2 protein-coding genes are annotated in these 4146 nt (G+C 70.0%); one reads left to right on the top strand and one right to left on the bottom strand.

Going from position 1 to position 4146, the window contains the following annotated elements; genetic code table 11:
- Positions 1 to 164 precede the first annotated feature (164 nt).
- On the bottom strand, positions 165 to 1352 hold the full coding sequence (locus VMJ70_13325) for a BamA/TamA family outer membrane protein (GenBank protein HTO92107.1): 1188 nt from the start codon (positions 1350 to 1352) through the stop codon (positions 165 to 167).
- Positions 1353 to 1527: 175 nt separating this feature from the next.
- On the opposite strand from VMJ70_13325, the gene VMJ70_13330 reads away from it, so the two are divergent.
- Positions 1528 to 4146 (top strand): CHAT domain-containing protein (locus tag VMJ70_13330; protein ID HTO92108.1); only part of this gene is annotated, 2619 nt, incomplete at its 3' end.

Below are 4146 nucleotides of genomic sequence, written 5' to 3' on the forward strand. Positions count from 1 at the left end.
CAGCGCCAGCCGATCCCGCTAGTGCGGTGGTGGCAACAGGATGGGTTGGGGCAGAATGGGGGCGAGAAGCGACCCGCTGGCGACATGCAGGGTCAGTCCCTGCACGTCCTGCACCATCACCAATCTTCGGAGCATGACCGATCGGCTGCGCGCGGCCCGAGGAGCTAGAACGCCTCCCCCACGCTGAAGTACAGCAGCCGCTCGGTCTTCCCCCACGCGAAGTCGAGCCGCATGTGCATGGGGTACTCCTTGGTGAGCTGCAGCCGCACGCCGGCGCCGCCGCCCCACAGCACCTGCGCGCTCGCCAACTCGCTAACGCTCGGCGCCACCTGGCCGAAGCCGCCGAACACCGCCGCACCGAGCCGATTCGGGGCATGCCAGCGCAACTCGGCCTGGGCGGTGGTCACGACGTCGTCGCGATAGCGCCCCTGCGTGTAGCCGCGCAGCCCGTACTGCCCGCCGCCGAGCGAGGGGATGGCCCAGAACGGCACGTCGCCCGCGGCCGCGGTCACGTTCAGGTTGGTCGCGACAATGGTGCGGGGGAAACGCGTTCCCGAATACCACGACCACGCGCCGGCATAGCGCTGAAAGTCCCGCGCGCTGCCGAGCGCCGAACTGAAGAAATTGCCCTTGAGCGACGCGATCGATCCTCGGCTCGGCCAGTAGTCGTCGTTGCGCGTGTCGAATTCGCCCGAGACGCCGGGCGCGAGCAGATCGGTCCGGCTGAGATCCTCAAGCTCGGGCGGCGGTACCACGCCCGAATTGTTCTTGAGCGAAACACTGGTCTGCAGCCACAGCACGGACGCGCCCGCGTACAGACTCGGCATGAATCGCCGCAGCGCCGAACCGGCCACGAAGTTCATGGGTTGCTCGAGCGGAATGGACTTGCCGGCGTTCCCCGCATCCTCGCCGATGCCGTAGAAGTCGTAGTTGATGTCGCAGTGGCTCGCGAGCCCCCGCAGCCGCCAGGTGTCGTGCTGAATGCGCGCCATCTCCATCACCATCCAACCCCAGCTCTTGTTCTCGGTATAGAAGCCGGCGATCCCGCCGGTCGAGGGTTTGTACAACGTGTCGGGATCGAAGCGATGGATCAGGCCCAGCATCACGGCCAGCCCCCAGCCGACCTGCGTGTTCTTGAACGGAATCGGTGCGATCAGCGGCGTGACGCCGCTCCCCGAGTGCTCGTTGGTGCCATCGGCCGAGGCATCGATCGGATCGATGCTCGGCTTCGACTGCGCCGAAGGGTCGATGGTCCCGCTACCGACCGGCGCGCGAGCGAACGCGGCCGGCACGGCGCACGCGGCGCCGAATGCGGCGATCAGCAACACGACCATGGTCGGTCGGGAGTTCACTGGGGAGCGGGCTCTCGAACGGGAACGTTGCGCGGCAGGAACGCCGCACGTTAGGCCATCGCGAGGCCGCGCTCAATCGCCGCCCTCGGAGGCCCGACCGAAGGTGTTGCAGCCCGAGCCCGCCATGGGCCATGCTTATTGCGTCCACGTCTGTAGGGTTCGAGAGGTCGCAGGCATGCGCCTGGCCGTGCCGTTGTTAGCGATGATGGTGGGTATCGCACCGGTCGCTCGGGCCGCCGCCCCCGACCTGGCGGCGATCCGCGCGCTGCAGGCGCAGTCCCAATGGGCAGCGTCCGAAAGCCTCGCCACCGCCGCGCTCGCCGATCTCGCGAAGCAGCCGAAGACGGATTCGCTCGCGATCGCCGAGGCAAGCTATCTCGCCGGTGTCGCGCACATGCGACAGACGGGCTACGCCGACGGTGTCGCGCTCAACGATGGCCTTCGCGCCCGCGACATCCGCGCCCGCAAGTTGGGGAACAACACGCCGCCGGTCGCCGAGGCCGAGCTGCTGATCGGCCGCGCGCTCCAGGGCGCCGACCACACTGACAGCGCGCTTGTGCATTTGAAGCGCGCGGTCGACATCTACAGCGCGACACTCGCGCCCAAAGACACGCTGGTTGCCGAAGCCTGGAATCAGCTGGCGCTCTGCCATCGCGACCGGCGCGAGATCCGCGAAGCGCTCGACGCGTGGAACCAGGCGATCGCGGCGCGCACACTGGCCGACGGCGCCGACAGCCCGGCGGTGGCCCTGCTGCAGGCGCAGACCGGCGCCTGCTGGATGGAGCTGGCGGATTTCGGCCGCGCCCGCGAAGTCCTCGAAGGCTCGCTGGCCACGTTCGCGAAGATCGGCGCCAACGACCATCCCTCCCGCTGGGTGCCGCTCAACATCCTCGCCGACCTCGAGGCTCGCCAGGGCAACTACGCGCGCGACGTGGACCTGCTTCAGGAGTCGTATCGGATCGTACGGCTCAACTTCGGCGACGATTCACGCCAGGCGCTGACCCTGCGCGGCAATCTCGCCACCGCCTTCGCTCTCATGCGCGACTATGGCGGCGCGATCGCGCTGCTCCAGCCCCTGATTCCCGCGTACGCGGCACAATATGGCGCGACCAGTTCGCGCACCCTCAATCTCCAGTTCCTGTTGGCCGGCGCCCAGGCGCAAATCACTCCCGGTGACGCGGGCCTTCGCCGGTACACCGAGATCGAGTCCCTGCTCGCGGCCAATCCGGGGCCGGTGCGTGCCCTGCTCGGAACCGCGTATCAACAGCACGCCGAGCAGCTGCAGCGGCGCCGCCGATTCTCCGAGGCGCTCGCGATGTGCGACAGCGCCGAGCGCAGCGAAAACGCCAGGCGCACTCCGTCGGCGCAGATTCTCGCTCAAACCGAGTACGAGCGCGTGTACAGCTACGTGGGGCTCGGGGACACCGCGGGCCTCACGCGGTCGCGCGCCCGGCTCGACCAGTTGCGCGCGCGCTATGGCTCGAACCTTCCGGTCCTCCCCGGTACGTTTCAGTACTTCTGCGCCTACGCCGACTGGAAGCGCGGACAGGCCGACACGGCGTGGAGCGAGGCGCTCGACTGCGATCAGCGAAATCGCGAAAGCCTGCGCATCAATCTTGGCCGGCTGTCCGACCGGCGCAGCCTGCAATTCGCTCAGGGCACGGTCGGCGAGCAGGATCTGGTGCTGAGCCTGGCGGGCAGCAACCCGGCGCGCCTCGAGACGGCGTGGGACCACATGGTGCGCCGGCGCGGCCTGATGCGCGGCGAGCTGGCCCGGCGCGCGACCCCGCGCGGCTTCGAAGGCGACACCGCGGTGGCCGGCGCCAACGCGCGCTGGCGCTCGGCGCAGGATCGCTACGCGCGACTGCTGGTGCGCGGCGTTGCCGGCGACTCGGCGGCGCGGGCGAGCATCGCGCGCGCGCAGCTCGAAGCCAACGAGGCCGAACAGGCATATGGCGACGTGCTGTCGGCGCGCGGCGCGGGCGCGGTGCCGCGCGACCACGGACTGGCCGACGTGCGCGCCACGCTCAGGGCCGGGCAGGCGCTGCTCTCGATCGCGATCAACAACGGCTGGCGCGACAGCGCGCACGTCTCGGCGTTCGTGGCGCGCGCCGGCGATCCGCAACTGCATCGGGTCGAGCTGGGCCTCTACGGCCCGCTGCACGCGGCGGTCGAAGCGTGGACCGCCGCGCTGAGCACGCAGCCGCCGGCGGACGCGAAGGCCGCGGCGCGCGCCGAGGCCGATTGCCGCAAGCTCGGCGCGGCGGTGAGCGCTCGCGTGTGGGCGCCGCTCGCGCCGCTGCTCGCGCAATCATCCGAAATCTTCATCGTGCCCGACGGGCCAGTGGTTGATCTGCCGTGGCCGGCGCTGCCGGTCGGCTCCAAGAAGTACTTCGCGGACCAGGGCCCGCTCATGCATCCGCTCGACGCCGAGGTCGCGATGCTCGATTCGTCGGCGGCGAACGGTTCGGGCGAGCTGCTGGCGGTGGGCGCACCGGATTTCAATCGTACTGAAGCGCCGTCGGCACCGGCCGGCCCGATGCTCGCGGCGGTGGTGCGCTCGGCGCCCGATCCGTGCGCGGCAGGCGCCCCACTCGCGCTGCCGCCGCTCCCGGGCAGCGGCGCCGAGGTGACCGATATTCTCGGCGAGTGGAATGAATCGCGCGCCGGCGCGACGCACTTGCTCACCGGTGCGTCGGCCACCGAGCAGGCGTTCAAGGCGGCGGCGCACGGTTGCGAGGTGATCCACATCGCGACCCACGGCGTGATGCGCGGCGATCGCTGCGCAGAAGGT

It is taken from the genome of Candidatus Sulfotelmatobacter sp., from assembly GCA_035498555.1.
GTDB lineage: Bacteria > Eisenbacteria > RBG-16-71-46 > RBG-16-71-46 > RBG-16-71-46 > DATKAB01.